Here is a 16,912-nt window from a genome sequence, read left to right on the forward strand (position 1 = left end):
ACCTTAAAATCGGCTTTGCCGCACCCTAATCCTCTTGAGCAAAGTCGCAAACTCGGCTCTTGATGCGGCCCTGTCATGAAGGGTTCTTCCAGTGGCGTCGCCCAAGCTCAGCGTCATCATCCCCGTACACAACGAGAGCGCGAACATCGCGCCCCTGTGTGAACGCTTGCTGCCGATCCTCAATCGCGTCACGCCGGCCTGGGAGGTGGTGTTCGTCGACGACGGCAGCCGTGACGATACCCTGGAGCGCATCCGGGAGATCGGTCGCGACGAGCCGCGGATCGGCGCCGTTTCCTTCAGCCGCAATTTCGGCAAGGAAATCGCCATCGCGGCCGGGCTCGACCATGCCCGGGGCGACGCAGTGGTGATCATGGACGCCGACCTGCAGCACCCGCCTGAGATGATCGAGACCTTCGTGGAGCGCTGGCGGGACGGGTACCTCATGGTCTACGGCCAGCGTACCGACCGTTCGGAGGAGACGCGGGTCAAGCGCGGTTTCGCCCACCTGTTCTACCGGCTCTTCGCCCGCTTCGGCGAGATCGGCCTGCCCGAGGGCGCCGGCGACTTTCGGCTCATCGACCGCAAGGGGGTCGAGGTCCTGCGGTCGCTCGGCGAGAAGGCGCGCTTCTCGAAAGGCCTTTATGCCTGGATCGGCTTCAAGGCCACCGGCGTGCCCTTCGTGGTGGAGGAACGCCGGTTCGGCACGTCCAAATGGAGCTTCAGGAAGCTCTTCCGCTTCGCCTTCGACGGCATGGCTTCCTTCTCCACGGTCCCTTTGCGGATCTGGACATATCTCGGCTTCCTGATCTCCTTCCTGGCCATCGCCACAGCCATCTACTTCATGATCCGGACGCTGCTGTTCGGCACGGATCTCCCCGGCTTCCCGAGCCTGATCGTCTCGATCATGTTCTTCTCCGGCATACAGCTCATGTCGCTCGGCATCGTCGGGGAATATGTCGGCCGCATCTTCGCCGAGGTGAAGCGTCGGCCGCTCTATGTGGTGGCCGAGCGGATCGGCGGCGCGGCGGAGGTCTCGAGCGACACCGTTCCCGACAATTTCCGCATGCGCCGGGCCTGACCGATGTACCGAAAGATCCTTTCCGTCGGCGGCTGGACGCTCGTCTCGCGCCTCACCGGCTTCATCCGCGACGTGGTGCTGGCCGCCATCATGGGCGTCGGGCCCGTGGCGGATGCCTTCGTGGTCGCCTCGCGCATCCCCAACCATTTCCGCGCCATCTTCAGCGAAGGGGCCTTCAACAGCGCCTTCCTGCCCACCTATGCGGGGGTTCTGGAGCGGGAGGGCGCTGCCCCTGCCCGCTCCTTCGCCAGCCGGATCAGCACCCTGATGCTGATCGTGCAGATCATTCTCCTGGCTCTCGCCCTCTTCGCCATGCCCGTGGTGGTGACGCTGCTCGCCCCGGGCTTCTCGGAGGATCCGGCAAAATTCGACTTGGCGGTGACGCTCACCCGCATCACCTTCCCCTATCTCCTCTTCGTCACCCTGGTGACCATACTCTCAGGCGTCCTCAACGCCCATGAGCGCTTCGCGGCCGCGGCCGCCGCGCCGGTGCTGCTCAACGTCTCCATCGTGGCGGCGCTCGCTGTGGCCTTCCTGTTCCCCAATGCCGGCTACGCGGCGGCCTGGGGCGTGACAGTCGCCGGCGTGCTCGAATTGCTGCTGGTCTGGGTGTCGGCAAAGCGGCTCGGCGTGGCGCCGAAAATCGAAGCGCCGCGCTTCGACCCGGCCATGAAGCATTTCTTCAAGGTGCTCGGTCCCGCCGTGATCGGCTCGGCGGGCGTGCAGCTCGCCATGTTCGCCGACACGATCATCGCCTCCTTCCTGCCGACCGGCGCGGTAGCCTCGCTCTATTACGCCGACCGCATCTATCAGTTGCCGCTCGGCGTCATCGGCATCGCCGCCGGCACCGTGCTGCTGCCCGAGATGAGCCGCAAGATCGCCTCGGGCGACTTGGCCGGCGCGCATGGCGCGCAGAACCGGGCCGTCGGCCTGACGCTGGCGCTTGCCGCGCCCTTCGTCGTCGCCTTCGTGACCATGCCCGACCTCATCATGTCGGCCCTGTTCCAGCGCGGCGCCTTCGACGCCGCCGCCGCCCAGCGCTCCGGCGCCGTGCTCGCCGCCTATGCCATCGGCCTGCCCGCGGCGGTGCTGATCCGCTCGGCGGTGGCGAGCTTCTATGCCCGCTCGGATACGGTGACGCCGCTCATCGCCTCGCTCACGGCGGTGGCCGTCAATGTTGGCCTGAAGATCGTCCTGACAGGCCCCTATGGCGTCGTCGGCCTGTCGCTTGCCACCGCCATCGGCATCTGGGTCAATCTCGGCCTTCTCGTGTTCCTCGCCCTGCGGCGGGACTGGATGGGCTTGAGCGGCACGCTCGGCCGCACGGCAGCCGCCGTCGGGGTGGCAAGCGTGCTGCTTGCCGCCTTCGCCTGGTTCGCCCCCGCACCGCTCGCGGCATGGACCGCGCAGCTGCCTGCCTGGCGCAACGAGATCCTGCTTGGCATTCTCGGCGCGGCCGGCGCCCTGATCTATGGCGGCACGCTCCTCGCCGGCCTCAAGGTGCTCGGGGTCAGGCTGTCCCGCCGCTGATTGCATAAGGCCTGAATTCTTCGGGAACCTTTCCGCCGAGGATCCATCCAATCGGGTGCGCCAGGGATTCCCTGGCCTCACGAAAGGATGCCATCATGATCTTCCGCTTCGCTGTTGCCGCGATTGGAATTGCTGCGCTCACTATTTCTGCCCTGGCCGCCGATCAGGTCGAGAAGGCTCCGCCGTCAGGGGCCTACAAGAAGGTGAGCGAGCTGGTGAAGCTGCCCGATTTCCTCCCCGGCCTCGGCCAGCTTTACGTCGACCCGAAGACCCTGCCCGCGGGCCCGTTCCTCGCCTATGACCACGACGGAAAGCTCGTCAGCACGGTCTATATGCTGCCCATCGAGGATCTCACCAACAAGGACAAGCGCTTCGACGATCTCGCAGCCCCCGGCGGCAAGGTCGACCATGTCGACGTCTATTTCAACGCCGGGCATCCGGGCGTCGAGAAGCCCCATGCGCATGTGGTGCTGTGGCATGTGCCGAAGGCTGCCGAGACGCGGGTGGCGGGACAGTGATGCCATCCCGGCGACATGTCCTGCTGGCCGGCGGGGGTCTCCTCGCCGGCCTGGCCTGGCCTCGCCTGCCGCTCGCCGGTTCGCCGGCCGAGATCCGGATGCAGGGCAAGGCAGACGGCTCGCATGTGTGGTTCGATCCCATCGGCCTTCACGTCGAGCCCGGACAGATTATCCGCTGGATCAACCTGGATCCGGGAAACTCGCATACGGCCACTGCCTACCACCCGAAGAACGCCGATCACCCGCTGCGCATTCCCGACGGCGCGGAGCCCTGGAATTCGGATTACCTTCTGCCGAACGAGACGTTCTCGGTGATGCTCACGGTGGAAGGCGTCTACGACTTCTTCTGCATCCCGCACGAGCATGCGGGCATGGTCGGGCGGATCGTCGTCGGACGGCCCGGCAGCCCTCCGAAGGAATCAGCCCACCAGACCATTCCGGACATCGCCTTGCAGGCCTTCCCGTCGATCGACGAGATCATGCAGCGGGGCGCCGTTCGCCGAACATGAGTGCTATCATGACAAACTGGGAACCTTTGCGACGTCCGACCATCTAATGGCAAAACGTGGAGGCAAGCCATGCAAGCGGGAAACCTCGCATCGCCGCTGTTGGACGACCTGGACGATCTGGCTCTGGTCGAAAGGGCTCGGCGCCGGGATGCAGCCGCGCTTCGTGTGATCATGGAGCGCCACAACCGTCGGCTCTACCGCGTCGCGCGCAGCGTCCTCGGCGACGATGCCGAGGCGGAGGATGTCGTGCAAGAAACCTATCTTCGCGCCTTCACCCATCTCGACGGTTTCCGCGGCGATGCGCGCCTCGCGACCTGGCTGACGCGGATCGCGCTCAACGAGGCCCTGGAGCGTCTGCGGAAGCGGCGTCCCTTCACGGAATTGAAGCATATCGACGCCATCAACGAGCAAGGGGAGGCCCGCGTGATCTTCCTGCCTGGCGCCCGGCAGGAGGGCGACCCTGAAGCCGCCGCCGCACGGGCCGAAATCCGCCGCCTGATCGAACGGGCGGTCGACCAGCTACCCGATCCGTTCCGCATCGTCTTCGTTCTGCGCGATATCGAGGAAATGAGCATCGAGGCGACGGCCAGTCAGCTCGGCCTGAGGCCCGAGACGGTGAAGACGAGGCTTCACCGCGCCCGCCGTCTCCTGCGCCGGAGCCTTGACCGGACGCTCTCGACCGCCTTGACCGATGCCTTCCCCTTCGCGGGCGCGCGCTGCGCGCGGATCACGCAAAGCGTTCTGGATCGATTGGGCGAAACGAAGCCTTGATCAGGCCGTCCAGACGCTGAACGGCGCGAAGGTGAAGAGCTCGCGTTCGGTCGCGATGCCGCGCAGCCTGTGGCGGCCGAGGGAGCGCACGGGAACGGGACTCACCGATGCGACGCTGTCGGACAGGATCACGGCGCAGTCCAGGCTGCTGCACAAGGCTTCCATGCGACTCACCTCGTTGACCGCCGGGCCGATCACCGTGAAATCGAGCCGACCGGCCGCGCCTATATTGCCGTAGAACACGTCGCCGCAATGGAGCGCGATATCGAGCGCAAGCGGCGTCTCGTGGGCGTGGAGGCGGTTGACGGCGGCATTGCGCTCCAGCGCGATCTGGGCGGCCCGGATCGCCGCCGCGCAGGCCTGCTCGCGGGAGCGCTCCTCGGTGATCGGAAAGGCTGCCAGAACACCGTCGCCCATGAACTTGAGTACCTCGCCGCCCTGCTCGGCGACCGGATCCGCCATGGCTTCGAGATGCTGGTCGAGCCGGCCGATCAGGTTGATGCCCGCCGTATCGGCGAGCGTGGTGAAGCCGCGCAGATCGGCAAACAGGAGGGCTGCCGTCAGCGTCGTGCCGAAGCCTCGCCGGATCTCGCCGCTGAGCACGCGCCGGCCGGCGGAGAGGCCGACATAGGTGTCCAGCATGGCGACCGTCAGGTCGAACAGCGTCATGCGATAGGCGGCAAGCCCCAGGAGAGGAAGAAGCGCATCGATGCGGGCGATCTCCTTCGGCGCGAACCCCTCCGGGCTGCTTGAGGAGAAGGAGATGCCGATGCCGCGCAGGTCCGGCGCGCTGCTGTTCTCGAAGCTGAACAGGCGGGCGAGATAGTCCGTACCGCCTTCCCGCCTGACCTCCTCGAACACGTCGAACTTCATCGCCTCAGGGTCATCGATCAGCCAGTGGCAGCTCGTCTGATCGGTCTTCATCATGTAGGCGAAGGGGCTCCGCTCGAAGGCAAGCTCGTTGCGCTCGTGCGAGACGCCCTCGACGAAGATGCGGGTCGAGCGCGTCCAGACATGGGTGTAGACGCGGATCGTCGGATTGACGGTCGGCAGCGCGAGATAGGCCCGCACCAGAGGGATGCCCTCCTCCGCCAGCCGATCCGAGAAGCCGGCCAGCAGCGAGCCGACATCCGTTCCCCTCAAGCCCTGTTCGATGATCCAGTCTTCGAGATTCGCCATGGGCTCACCATACCACCCCCTCCGAGGATGTCTCCAAGCCGCCGGCTTCACCGGCTCGCATGGCGTGAGTTCGCGTCCGTTCCCGCGATTTCCGTCAAAAGCTTGCGGCGGGCGGCCAGAGCGAAAGGCCGCGTCTCGTCGGCGATCTCGACGAAGGATCCCGGCCCGCCGATGACGCTCTGGCCATAGTAATCCTCCAGCGACATGCCGCCGGGCCCACCCGGCCGTCCGCTGCCGGGGCGGCGGATGGCGAGGGCGTTGATGGTGAAGCCTTTCGCGAGCGCATCTCCCCTCGCCTGTTCCAGGGAGCGCCCGTTCATGTTCGGGCCGTCGCCCGACACGTCGATCACCTTGCGCGTGCCGTCATGGACGTTGTTCTCCACAAGACGCACGGAGAAATCGATGGCGTTGGAGATGGAGTTGTAGCCGTAGGCGCCACGCGGCGCGCTGACGAGTTTGTCCGCGAAGACCCGCGCACTCGCCTCGTCGCGGATGACATGCCAGTCGACGATAAGCACCTGCGAGCTCGGCCCGCCCCATTCCATGAACGCGACTGCGATGGCGCCGAGGGGACCGTCCTTGATGCCCGTGAGCACATCGGGATTGGTGAGCGCATCCGCCCAGCCCTGACGCTGCAGGCGGAGTTCCGCATCGTCGATGGAGCCGGACCCATCGGCGGCGAAGACCAGCTCGAGGTCGACCGCCTCGGCCCAGGCCGGGGCGCTCAGGAGACCGAGGGCGAAAAGGCTGTTCAGGACAAGACGCATCGAGGGCTCCGGCTTTCGGGCGATGCTGGAGGCATTTAGGGCAATATGAAGGTGGGATGGTCCAATCGGGCGATCACAAAGTTGTTGGCGATCGCTGCACTGTCATCCCGGGGCGGCTCGCAAGAGCCGAGCCCGGGATCCATAACCGCTAACACTGCTAAAAGAGGCGCAAGGCCGTTCGCACTTTCCTGAAACGCCGTGGCTATGGATCCCGGGCTCCGCTTTCGCGGCCCCGGAATGACGGTGAGCGATCTCTCAGGCCGCCCTGAGTTTCCCCTTGGCATGGGCAAAGGCCCAGTAGAGCTCGCGGGCTCGGCGATAGAACGGGCCGGGCTGGAGATCGCGGCTGTCGATGCGCAGCACCGGCATCACCTTCGAATAATTGCCAGAGATGAAGATCTCGTCGGCACCGGCGAAATCCTCGTAGCGCAGGGTGCCCTCGACCACCTGCGTGCCGTCGTCGCGCAGGAGCTGGATCACGCGCTGGCGGGTGATGCCATTGAGGAACGTGCCATTCGGATAAGGCGTGTAGACGACACCGTCCTTGGCCATGAACACGTTCGACGTCCCGGTCTCGGCGACGTTGCCGAGGGCATCGCATACGAGAGCGTTGTCGAAGCCCTTTTCCTTCGCCTCGCGGAGAACGCGGGCATTGTTGGGATAGAGCGCTCCGGCTTTTGCATCGGTCGGCATGGATTCGAGGGTCGGGCGGCGGAAACTCGACTTCATCACCGAGAGCCCGCCCGGCACAGGCATCGGCGCCTCGAAGAGGGACAGGCAGAACTGGGTCGATTCCGGATCGGGCGCGATGGTGGCCAGGCCTTCTGCCTCGCCCCAATACATCGGCTTCACGTAGAGCGCCGTGCCGGGAGCAAACTTCTTCACGCCCTCCCCGACGAGATCTACGATCGCCTGGGCTTCCATGGTGGGCTTGAGGCCGATGGTCGGGGCCGAGCGGTTGACGCGCTCGCAATGCCGGTCGAGATCGGGGGCGACGCCCTCGAACACGCGGGCACCGTCGAAGACCGAGGAGCCGAGCCAGGATACGTGGGAACGCGGACCGATCAGGGGCGGATTGCCCTCATGCCACGCGCCGTTGAACCAGTTCCAGGTCTGCGAATACCAAGCCACTTGTCTCGTCCTTTGGGTCAGAATGACTGCCGCATCGAATCCCTTGCCGGCCCCATCGTCAATCGTTCCTTCGGCCATCGCATATGAAGTCTTGTGATGGGTTCCATGAGGACGGCTGATCATTGACCTCGTTAGGTGCCGATCCTTACACAATTCCGTCCCGCGCTCTTGGCCTCATAGAGCGCCCGGTCCGCCCGGCGCAGGATGGAAGCACGGTCGTCTCCGGGACGGGCCTCGCTGATGCCGGCGCTGAAGGTGCAGGGCAGATCGACGGCGCCCGCTGCGAGGCGCGCCGGCGTGAAGCCCTGCCTGATCCGCTCGACGATCCCGAACGCCTCATCGGCACAGGCGGCGGGCAGGAGCAGCAGAAACTCCTCGCCGCCCATCCGACCAAGGATGTCCTGCTCCCGCGCCAGCCCCCGGCAGATGGCCGCAAAATGCCCGAGGACCGCATCGCCGGCCTCGTGCCCGTGATCGTCGTTGATGGCCTTGAAACGGTCGATATCGATGATCGCGAGTGACAGACCAGCCTCACCCGCAGCCAGCATCTCGTCGAGGCGCTCCAAGATATGGCGCCTGTTCGGCAGGCCGGTGAGCGGGTCGGTCCGGGCCGCGATAAGCGCGGCATCATGGGCCCCGCGCAAAAGCTTCTCGTTGTGCTTCAGGGCGGTGATGTCCGCACCCACCGTGAGAATCCAGCCGTTCGGCAGAACGATGTGCTCGATCCAGAACCAGCGCCCGTCCAGGAAATCGGTCTCGAACGCCTTGCGCGGCACGCTGCGCCGCCGTGGGAGCGTGCGGGCGATCAGGGCCTCCACATCGTCGTCGAGACGAACGCCGATCCCCTGCCGCGCACCGTGGCGCAGGATTTCGCTGAAGGTGAACGGCCCCTCGAAATCGCCCAGGAACATGTCCTGATAGGTCCTGTTCGCGTAACGCAGGTTGTCGTCGGCATCGTAGATCGAGACTGCCTGCCCGCTCTCGGTCAGCGCCTCCACCAGGGACTGCAATGTCTCGTCGTCGAGCAGTGAAACGAATTTGGCCATCGGCACCTGTACCAGGGCATCCTGCGGACGCAGAGCCGGTCGTAAGACTATTCCATCACGCGATGCCTTCAGAATGAGGCGTATCTTGGGAGACGCGTCAAGCGGCTGGAATGCAGGCTGAAAATAGGCATCGTTCAGGACTAGTTTCGGTCTTTCCCCGCGCGACCTAAGGGTTTTCACTGATTGCCGGCAGTTGCGCTCCTCGCCAGGATGATCCGGCAGCCTCCAAACATGTCCCCTCGTGTACGCGAAGGGCTGCTGACTGGAGCCGCCCCCGGGGCGGCTCCCTTTTTCGCGCGCGGAGTCGGCGATTCAGGGAAATCCCGGTCTCGATTCAGGTCAAACCCCAATAGCCCGCAGCCGCACGATGGCGGAAAGTTCCAGCATACGACCCCGGCTTCCATCCATCTGCGGAGGCTGTCATGAATGCGCGCGCCTGTGTCCTCATCACCGTCCTGACCACCTTGATGCTGTTGGCGCCGGCGGCGCAGGCTGAGACGATCCCGACCGCCAACGGGGATGTGGCTGGCGTCACGATCGTCACATCCAACGGCAAGCAGAATCGTGTTCAGAAGCCGTCCTCGGCCCAACGCTTCGATCGCCGCCGCAGAGCCAGCGACTTCGTGGATCTGATCAAGACCGTCATCCGAGATCGCGGCCCGGACCTGTGCTCCCGCTATGGCGGTGAGCCCGACTGCATCGAGGAAATCGAGATCTGCTTCTCGATGCTCGACAAGGACGACGATCTCATGAAGATTTGTCTCAACACGGCTCCCGAGGGACGCGGCCCGAACAGAGCCGAGAAGATGAGATTGAGGCGCTAGAGCATTTTTGGCGAAGTGGATCCGGTTCGCCGTCAAAAATGCGGCAAAGCAAGGGAGAGAGGTGCTTCCACGTCAGTGGAAGCACTTCTAGCGTATCGTGCGAAACGGACGATGCGTCGTTCAATGAGGTCGAGCATCGGGGGCGTACCGTGAATGAAATGACCGAAGAAGCGGGTCTCGCCATGGACCGACTGGATCAGGTCGGTGTCGCGCTGGAGGCGGGATTCAAAACAAGGCTTCAGAACCTTGCCAACGTCGGAAGCGAGTGGGCAGCACTCCTTCAAGGTCTCAGCGCCGGCGGGCTCTCGCTGACCGCTTATCTTGCCATTATCGTCGGGGCGCTGCTGGTTTCGGTCTTGGCCTTCTATGCGGCGCAGCGGATCATGCAGGCCCTCGTCGCGCGCTCCGGCCGCTTCTCATCCTTCATCGACATCGCGACGTTCGTCCTCACCGCTCTCATCGTCGCGCTCGTCTTCCGACTCGTCCTGCCGGACGGGACCGGGCGCCAGGTTGCGCGATTCTGGGCCATCGCCGCTCTCGTCAGCCTCCTCGTGCATCGCATCATCACCGGCCTGCTGCTCGGCAGGGGGAGACGCGGCGAGGCAGGCACTCCGCTCGCTTCCTTTGCTAGAACCCTGTCGCTCGGGTTCGCATGGGGCCTCTTCGGTTTTGCCGCATTGGCGACCCTGAGAACCTGGAATGGTGGTCCCGGCCTGAGGGATCTCATCGGCACATTCCTGGTCAGCGTGCCCGTCACGGCCCTTCTCGTCTACGCCTATTGGTCACACCGCAGGGTGGTCACGGCCGAAGTCGCCGGACCGGAGCCGCGCACGGGCTGGCGCGAGCGGTTCGCCACGATCTGGCCGGCCATCGCCATCTTCGCCCTGATCGGCACCTTCGCCGCGCTCCAGGCCGCGGCAACCCTTGCGCGCCCGCTGCCGGGCCTGGCGATGCTCGGAACGCTGCTGATGGTTCTCGTCGCGCCCCATGTGGACAGCGTGATCAGGAACTGGTCCGAGCGGCGCAAGGGTGATCCGACATCGTCCCTGCTTGCCGCGACCCTGCGGCGGATGGCACGCTTCGCCTTCGCCATCCTGGTGCTCGGGCTGCTGGTCTATCTTTGGGCCCTGCCGGCCCTGACCTCCCTCGGCTTCGACGTGACGCTGATCCGCGAGAAGGCAGTCGGGATCGTCGTCATCGCCCTCGTCGGCGCGCTGCTCTGGAACGGGACCGCCGCCGGCATCGAGCGCATCCAGGCGAGGGAGCGCCACGCGCCGGCGGCCGTCTCGGAAGACGATGCCCATGTTCCTCACAGCCGTCTGGGAACCCTGCTGCCGCTGCTCAACGGGACCGCAAAGATCGCGATCCTCGTCATGTCGATCCTGACCATGCTCGTCATTCTCGATGTAAACGTATGGCCGCTGATCACGGGCCTCAGCGTGTTCGGCCTTGCCCTCGGCTTCGGCTCGCAGACCCTGGTGAAGGACATCGTGTCCGGCCTGTTCTTCCTGCTCGACGATGCGTTCCGCATGGGCGAATACATCGAGACCTCGGGCGCCAAGGGAACGGTGGAACGGATCTCGGTGCGCTCAGTGAGCCTGCGCCATCCCCGCGGGGCGATCGCGACGATCCCCTACGGCCAGATCGGCAAGATCCAGAACTTCAGCCGCGACTGGGTGATCGAGAAGCTCGTTTTCCGCGTCGCCTTCGACACCGATGTCGAGAAGGTCCGCAAGCTGTTCAAGCAGATCGGCAAGGAGATCGCCGAGGATCCCGAATTGAACGAAGACCTGATGGAGACCTTCAAGAGCCAGGGCATCGCCTCGGTGGAGGACGGCACCCTGCTCGTGCGCGGCAAGTTCAAGGCGAAGGCCGGCAAGCAGTTCGGCATCCGCAAGGCCGTCCTTTCGGCGGTCCAGCGCTCCTTCCGCGAAAACGGCATCCAGGCTGTCCCGCGGCCAATTCCGGCGCCACCCGGCGCGGGAGCGGCGCCGTCGTAGTCTTACTTGGCACGCATGCGTAAACATCGGAAAGTGTCGACAACCTCCATGCTTCAGGGCATGGATCATCACGGGGATGCCTCCTAGGCGACAAGGGAAGCACGCGGATCATGAGCGGAATGAGCGACGCAGGACATCCGCGCGTAGGCGCTACGCGCAGGCTTGCCCGGGGCACTCTGCTTGCCCTGTTATGCGGATTGGCAGCCTGCGCGAGCCCGCGCGGCACGCTGCTTCCGGTGGCGGAGACGGTTCCCGGCGCCACGAAGGTCGACATGCTCGTCGCCACCACCCGCATGCGGGCGGAGGATCCGCAGGAATATTTTTCCGGGAATCGCGGGCCTCGGCTCTCCTTCGCCGAATTCATCGTATCCATCCCGCCGGAAGCGAGCCGCAAGCCGGGCGAGGTGCAGTGGCCGCAGAGCACCCCCGGCAACCCGGCGACCGATTTCGTCACCTTGAAGGCGGATGTGATCGACCGCGATCAGGCGACCGCCTGGTTCCGCCGCACCGTGCGCAACGTGCCCAAGCGCCGGGTGCTGGTGTTCATCCACGGCTTCAACAACCGCTTCGACGATGCGGTCTTCCGCTTCGCGCAGATCGTGCACGATGCAGGCACGCCGGTGGTGCCGGTGCTGTTCACCTGGCCGTCGCGCGGCAGCATCCTGGCCTATGGCTACGACCGCGAGAGCAACACCTATTCGCGCAACGCGCTGGAAACGACCCTGCGCACCATCGCCCGCGATCCTGACGTCGGCGAGATCTCGATCCTGGCGCATTCCATGGGCAATCTGGTCACCTTGGAGGCCCTGCGCCAGATGGGGATCCGCGACGGCGGAGTCACACCCAAGATCAAGAACGTGCTGCTCGCCGCACCGGATGTGGACGTCGATCTCTTCCGCGAGGCGGTGCTCGACATGGGCAAGCAGCGTCCGAGCTTCACACTCTTCGTGTCGCAGGACGACCGGGCACTCGCCGTCTCCCGCCGCCTCTGGGGCGACGCGGTGCGTCTGGGTGCCATCGATCCCGAGCAGGAGCCCTACCGCACCGGTCTCGAGAAATCGGGCATCACGGTGCTGAACCTGTCCAAGCTCCGCACCGGCGATCCGCTCAACCACAGCAAGTTCGCGGAAAGCCCCGAGGTCGTGCGCATGATCGGCAAGGAACTGGCCGAAGGGCAGACCCTCACGGATTCACGCGTCGGCGTGGGCGACCGGATCATCCAGGTTACGGCCGGAGCCGCCGCCGCCGTCGGCACGGCGGCGGGGCTTGCCGTCTCCGCGCCGGTCGCCGTCATCGATCCCAAGACCCGGGAAAATCTCCAGGGTCACGTCGAGAACCTGGGCCAGGCCGTCGCCGGAACAGTCGATCAGTAAGGGGTCGCGCGCCTCATTCGGCGGGGGCGGCCGGGGCGACCCCCGTCACCTTGGCCGAGGGCTCCTCGCTAAGCCAATGATAGAGCATGCCACCCAGCATGCCGCCGATCATGGGCGCGGCCCAGAACAGCCAGAGCTGCGCCAGAGCCCAGCCGCCCACGAACAAGGCCGGTCCCGTGCTGCGGGCCGGGTTCACGGAGGTGTTGGTGACGGGGATTCCGACGAGGTGGATCAGCGTCAGCGCGAGGCCGATGGCGATGGGTGCGAAGCCGACCGGAGCCTTGCCGTGGGTTGCGCCCATGATGATGAACAGGAACATCATTGTCAGCACGACCTCGGTGACGAGTCCGGCAAACAGCGAGTATTTGCCCGGCGAGTGATCGCCGTAGCCGTTCGCGGCGAAGCCCTTGGCGAGATCGAAGCCGGGGGCGCCGCTGGCGATGGCGTAAAGCACGGCGGCAGCCACGATCGCGCCGATCACCTGCGCGATGATGTAGGGGCCGATATCCTTGCCCGGGAAGCGCCCGCCCGCCCAGAGGCCCACGGTGACGGCGGGATTGAGATGGCAGCCGGAGATATGCCCGATGGCGTAGGCCATCGTCAGAACCGTCAGCCCGAAGGCGAGCGACACGCCCAAAAGACCGATGCCGACCTCGGGGAAGGCTGCGGCGATAACGGCGCTGCCGCAGCCCGCGAAGGTCAGCCAGAACGTGCCGATCGCTTCGGCGGTACATTTGCGGATATCCATGACCTGGTCCTCCTGCGCATGGCAGCGGCCGAGCCGGAAAGGGATGCCTCTCTGGGACCGATCTCGTATCGGCTCCGGCCGACCCTGCGCTGAAGCCGCAGGTTGCGCTGAATCGCCGTACCGCACCATTGGGGGAACACCTGAACGCAAATGGTGGAAATCCTGAGCCGCGTCAGGTGTCCGTTTCGCGTTACGGTTCGACGAGCTTGTTGCGGATGGCGTAGCGGACGAGCGTCGCGGTGGAGTTGGCGTTGACCTTGCGCATCGCCGAGGAGCGGTGGCTCTCCACCGTCTTGAGATTGAGCCCCAAGATCTGCGCCGTCTCCTTGTTCGAATGCCCCTCGGCGATCAGCTGCACCACCCGCCGCTCGCGCGCGGTCAGCACCCCGTCGCCGGTATGGCCCTGGGCCAGATAGGCATTGAGCAGCGTCTCCGACACGCGGCCGGTGAAGAACGGCTTGTGCCGGGCAAGCGATTCCACCGCCGCGATCAGGAAGCGGCGCGCATCCGATTTCAGCAGATAGCCCCGCGCCCCCGCCTCGAGCAGCTCGCGCACCAGAGGCTCGCTCTCGTGCATGGTGAAGATCAGCACTTCCGTCTGCGGCTGCACGGCGCGGATCTCGCGCGTCGCGTCGACCCCGTTCATCGACGGCAGCTGGTAGTCGAGGATGGCCACGTCCGGCTTGGTCTCGGCGGCAAGCTGCACCGCCTGGCGCCCGTCCTCGGCCTCCGCCACCACCTCCCAGCCCGGCTGACCGCCCAGGATCGTGCTCAAGCCAGAGCGCACAACATCATGGTCGTCGGCAATCAGGATACGCATGAATGAAGCCCTCCTCCTGTATCACCGAAACACCCGAACTCATCACTTGGGACAGACCCGGAAGCCGACCTCAAGAAGCCTGCGCTGCAGGGTAGTCCTTCCCAACGATGCCATCCGCATCGCGCGGCGCGGCGGCTCGGACGACCGTGCCCCGCCGATTGCTACGGATCTTGAGATTGCCGCCGAACTGGCTCAGCCGAATGCGCATCCCCGGGATGCCGACGCCGAGCGTCGTCCTCACGCCGGAGCCGGCGCGCCTGCTCTTCATTCCCAGCCCGTCGTCACCGATGCTCAGGATGACCTCGCTCGGCGTGAGACGTAAGGATACGGTCACGTTCTTTGCTCCGGCATGGCGATGCACGTTGGCAAGCCCTTCCTGGACGATGCGGAACAATGCGCGCTGCAGCTCGGGCGCAAGAAGCTCGGTTCCCTCGGCGAGGCGGGTGGCGACGTCGAGCCCGGACCTGTCGGCGAAGCCTTCGGCGAAGGCGCAGATCGTGGCGGCCAAACCCTCCGTCTCCAGTCCCGGCGGGTGAAGCAGATAGGTGAAGATCCGCAGTTCCTTCAGCGCCTCCTCGAGCGAGCGATCGATCTCGTCGAGGATCCGCTGCCCGGCCGGCGGCAGCCCGAGGGCTCCGACCTGCATCAGGCTGAGGCCGACGGCGACCAGATGCTGCGCTGTCGAATCGTGCAGCTCCGCCGCAATGCGCCGCCGCTCCTCCTCCTGGAGCGTCAGCATGCGCTCGGACATCTCGCTCACCTCCGCCCTGGCGGTCATGATCTCGGTCACGTCCTCGCGCGCGACGACGATGCGCGCCTCGTCGGCGGCGGAGAAGCGGGAGGCGCGAAGCAGGAACCAGCGTCCCTCGTCCGAGGAGCGCGAGCGATAAAGCGCCTGGAACGACGACTGCCGGCCGCCGACAAGGGATTCCATGCCTCGGAAGATACGTTCCTCCGCAACGCCCCCTTGGCGCGCAGCCTCACAGGCGGCGAGATAGCTCATGCCGGGGCCGGGCGATTCACGCAATCCGTTGCTTTGTGCGAAGCGACGCCAGGCGCCGTTGATGGACAGGACGCTGCCGCTTTCGTCCAGGATCGCCACATGCGCCGACAGCGCATCCAGCGAGGCCTGCAGGAACTCCCGCTCCCTGACCACGGCGCGATGAGCTTCATAGCGATCCGTGACATCGCTGAAAAACACGCTCGCCCCCTCGGGCGAGGGGTAGACGCGGTAGTCGATGAAGCGGCCGGGATGATAGATCGACGCCAGCACGCCATGGAACTGACGCCTGTAATGCATGGCCTGCGCCAGCGCAGCATCGAAGGCGGGATCGTGGCCGACGATGTCGAAATAGGAATGGCCCACGACCTTGCGGCGCTCGTGCCCCCACCACCGCATGGCGGCCGCATTGACGTCGACGATGGTATAGGCGCGGTCGAGGGTGAAGTAGCAGTCGCTGACACTCTCAAGGATGGCGCTCATGCGGGTGTTGGCGGCGGCGAGTTCGCCCCTTGTGGCAACCGCATCGCGCCGCATCGTATCGAGCGGCCCTCCGTTGCGCACCAGCAGGGAGGCGGACGCGCCGCCGACCGCGAACAGCAAAGCCCCGGCCAGGGCGATCCGATAGACCGCCCGCTCGATCGGCTCGTTCAGCATGGCCGCCGGTGCAGCGGAAACCGCCGTGTAGCCCGAAGCCCGCGAGCGGGAATAGGCGACGAGAAGGCGGTTGGGACCTTGGCCGATTTCGAAATGTCCGCTGCGCTCCGGCCCGGCCAGGGCATCGCGCACTTCCCGCGTGTCGTGGAGGAGCAGCTCCCCCGGCTCGCCCGGTCCCGTCATCTCCTGCAGATTGCGGTCGAGGATGACCGTCCTCCAGCCGGACGATTTCTCGCCGTTCTCGGCCGCCTTGCTGAGGTGTTCGTCAGGCAGAACCAGCGAGAGGATGCGCGACATCTCCCCGAACTCGTCGTCGAGCCGCAGGCTGATCGAGACCGTCTGCCTTTGGACGAGGGGATTGTCGACCCGGTCCGACAGGCTCAGGCGTTCGCGGCGCACCACTTCGATCCGGTCCTTCACGGTGGCAGGCAGATCCACGACGCGCGGCAGCCGGGAGCCGAAGGGGCGCCTCGTGTTGAGCAGTTGGCCGTCGGCATCCCACAGGATGAACGAGGATCCGTCCGGATGGGGCGTCGCCTTCAGCTGGGCATCGAATGCCGCGAGATCGTTGGTCTGGAGATGAGGCGACCGGGACAGCCCTTTCAGAAGATTGCCGAGGCCCTGCATCTCACGGTCGAGAAGGTCGGCGGTGGTCACCGACACGGACAGGCCGCGATGGGCCAGCACATGCTGCTCGTGCAGGGCGTCCTTGACTAGAAGACCTGCGGCGACCAGGAAGGACAGGCCGACCGTGAGGGAGGCCGTCAGGGCCACGACACGGCTGACGTTCGACGGGAACGAGAAGCTGCCCGCGAGCTTGATCGAGTTCAGGTCATCCATGACACCCGCTTCGGCATGAGCGCCCCAACCCGATCCGCAGGATCGCTGCGACCCATACGGGACGATAATCCGCGTACGGGAGTGGATTCCCTTACGACACTAACACAGGTTAACCAGGAGA

The 16,912-nt window shown here is 65.6% G+C and carries 15 protein-coding genes; 8 read left to right on the forward strand and 7 right to left on the reverse strand.

The window, feature by feature from the left end:
* The first annotated feature begins 91 nt into the window (after positions 1 to 91).
* From JKL46_RS05165 to JKL46_RS05185, 5 genes are all read left to right on the forward strand, one after another.
* Entirely contained in the window at positions 92 to 1,078 is a 987-nt protein-coding gene (locus JKL46_RS05165; RefSeq protein ID WP_201830452.1) for a glycosyltransferase, read from the forward strand.
* A gap of 3 nt (positions 1,079 to 1,081) precedes the next feature.
* A complete protein-coding gene (murJ, locus tag JKL46_RS05170) occupies positions 1,082 to 2,608 on the forward strand; it encodes a murein biosynthesis integral membrane protein MurJ (RefSeq protein ID WP_201830454.1) in 1,527 nt (508 codons plus the stop codon).
* Positions 2,609 to 2,703: 95 nt separating this feature from the next.
* Positions 2,704 to 3,126, forward strand: a complete 423-nt coding sequence (locus tag JKL46_RS05175; RefSeq protein ID WP_201830456.1) for a DUF5602 domain-containing protein — start codon at positions 2,704 to 2,706, stop codon at positions 3,124 to 3,126.
* The gene (locus JKL46_RS05180; protein WP_201830457.1) at positions 3,126 to 3,635 is read left to right on the forward strand and encodes a plastocyanin/azurin family copper-binding protein; all 510 of its coding nucleotides are present in this window, start codon (positions 3,126 to 3,128) and stop codon (positions 3,633 to 3,635) included. The genes JKL46_RS05175 and JKL46_RS05180 overlap by 1 nt, the downstream gene beginning before the upstream one ends.
* A 69-nt stretch (positions 3,636 to 3,704) precedes the next feature.
* A complete protein-coding gene (locus JKL46_RS05185) occupies positions 3,705 to 4,406 on the forward strand; it encodes an RNA polymerase sigma factor (protein WP_201830458.1) in 702 nt (233 codons plus the stop codon).
* Here JKL46_RS05185 and JKL46_RS05190 read toward each other — a convergent pair whose 3' ends face one another.
* From JKL46_RS05190 to JKL46_RS05205, 4 genes are all read right to left on the reverse strand, one after another.
* Entirely contained in the window at positions 4,407 to 5,585 is a 1,179-nt protein-coding gene (locus JKL46_RS05190) for an adenylate/guanylate cyclase domain-containing protein (protein WP_201830459.1), read from the reverse strand.
* A gap of 47 nt (positions 5,586 to 5,632) precedes the next feature.
* The gene (locus tag JKL46_RS05195) at positions 5,633 to 6,352 is read right to left on the reverse strand and encodes a DUF1194 domain-containing protein (RefSeq protein WP_201830460.1); all 720 of its coding nucleotides are present in this window, start codon (positions 6,350 to 6,352) and stop codon (positions 5,633 to 5,635) included.
* A gap of 255 nt (positions 6,353 to 6,607) precedes the next feature.
* Positions 6,608 to 7,483 (reverse strand): branched-chain amino acid aminotransferase, encoded by an 876-nt coding sequence (locus JKL46_RS05200; protein ID WP_343074017.1) that lies wholly within the window; start codon positions 7,481 to 7,483, stop codon positions 6,608 to 6,610.
* Positions 7,484 to 7,614: 131 nt separating this feature from the next.
* Positions 7,615 to 8,529 (reverse strand): GGDEF domain-containing protein, encoded by a 915-nt coding sequence (locus JKL46_RS05205; protein ID WP_201830468.1) that lies wholly within the window; start codon positions 8,527 to 8,529, stop codon positions 7,615 to 7,617.
* A 422-nt stretch (positions 8,530 to 8,951) separates the two neighbouring features.
* On the opposite strand from JKL46_RS05205, the gene JKL46_RS05210 reads away from it, so the two are divergent.
* The 3 genes from JKL46_RS05210 to JKL46_RS05220 all read left to right on the forward strand — a co-directional run bounded on the left by JKL46_RS05210 (position 8,952) and on the right by JKL46_RS05220 (position 12,726).
* Complete coding sequence (locus JKL46_RS05210; RefSeq protein WP_201830470.1) at positions 8,952 to 9,353, forward strand: hypothetical protein; 402 nt, start codon at positions 8,952 to 8,954, stop codon at positions 9,351 to 9,353.
* Between the two features lie 158 nt (positions 9,354 to 9,511).
* Positions 9,512 to 11,353, forward strand: coding sequence for a mechanosensitive ion channel family protein (locus JKL46_RS05215; RefSeq protein ID WP_201830472.1), 1,842 nt, complete (start codon positions 9,512 to 9,514; stop codon positions 11,351 to 11,353).
* Between the two features lie 119 nt (positions 11,354 to 11,472).
* On the forward strand, positions 11,473 to 12,726 hold the full coding sequence (locus JKL46_RS05220; RefSeq protein WP_201830474.1) for an alpha/beta hydrolase: 1,254 nt from the start codon (positions 11,473 to 11,475) through the stop codon (positions 12,724 to 12,726).
* Between the two features lie 13 nt (positions 12,727 to 12,739).
* Here JKL46_RS05220 and aqpZ read toward each other — a convergent pair whose 3' ends face one another.
* From aqpZ to JKL46_RS05235, 3 genes are all read right to left on the reverse strand, one after another.
* A complete protein-coding gene (aqpZ, locus tag JKL46_RS05225; protein WP_201830476.1) occupies positions 12,740 to 13,474 on the reverse strand; it encodes an aquaporin Z in 735 nt (244 codons plus the stop codon).
* 190 nt (positions 13,475 to 13,664) lie between these two features.
* The gene (locus tag JKL46_RS05230) at positions 13,665 to 14,294 is read right to left on the reverse strand and encodes a response regulator transcription factor (protein WP_201830478.1); all 630 of its coding nucleotides are present in this window, start codon (positions 14,292 to 14,294) and stop codon (positions 13,665 to 13,667) included.
* A gap of 70 nt (positions 14,295 to 14,364) precedes the next feature.
* A complete protein-coding gene (locus JKL46_RS05235; protein WP_201830482.1) occupies positions 14,365 to 16,791 on the reverse strand; it encodes a PAS domain-containing sensor histidine kinase in 2,427 nt (808 codons plus the stop codon).
* Positions 16,792 to 16,912: the final 121 nt, after the last annotated feature.

The sequence above is a fragment of the Microvirga zambiensis WSM3693 genome (assembly GCF_016735695.1).
GTDB lineage: Bacteria > Pseudomonadota > Alphaproteobacteria > Rhizobiales > Beijerinckiaceae > Microvirga > Microvirga zambiensis.